General features: G+C 67.1%; 1 protein-coding gene and 1 pseudogene. Both read right to left on the reverse strand.

Annotated features, from left to right (window positions below; genetic code table 11):
• Nucleotides 1–180, reverse strand: a 180-nt coding sequence (locus FLX08_RS40085; protein ID WP_425280672.1) for a hypothetical protein, incomplete at its 3' end; no start/stop codon positions are given.
• A 90-nt stretch (nt 181–270) separates the two neighbouring features.
• Nucleotides 271–581: pseudogene (locus FLX08_RS40090) on the reverse strand (transposase); the annotation flags it as partial.

The following is a 581-nucleotide window of genomic DNA, read 5'->3' on the forward strand; positions in this document are numbered from 1 at the left end:
GTCGTCGCTGACCTGCATCAAGGAGGTGATGTCCGGGACCGATTGGCCTTGGCCGGACATCATCACCACGATCGCCCGCCGCAGCTTGACCGGGTCCTTCGCGCTCCTGGTGATCCGCTGCAGCCTGCGGCCTTCCTCCATCGTCAACGGCCGGACGAAGACCTCCGGTCGGCGAGCCATGACCACCTCCCAACATCGAAGAGGCAGCCAGCCTGACGGGTTCACCCCCAGGAGATCAATACCCGGCCGAGGTTCGGTGACGAGCCACTAGGTCAGCGCGTCGATCCAGACGAAGGTGTACGGTCCGCTGTCCAGCGGCCGGGACCGGAAGGAGGCGACCAGCTCATCGAGCTCGGCGGCCATCTTCGACACCTGCGATGCGGACAGCTTGGTGATGCCCATCGACTCGGCGAGCTTTTCCATCCGCCGCGTGGACGCGCCCAACAGGTAGGAGGTGGCCACCACGCTGGTCAGCGCCCGTTCGGCCCGGCGGCGCTTGTTCAGCAGGAAGTCGGGGAAGTACGACCCCGACCGCAGGCGGGGGATGGCCGGCTCGATGGTCCCGGCCCGGGTGTCCCACT

Source organism: Microbispora hainanensis, assembly GCF_006874475.1.
Classification (GTDB): Bacteria; Actinomycetota; Actinomycetes; order Streptosporangiales; family Streptosporangiaceae; genus Microbispora; species Microbispora hainanensis.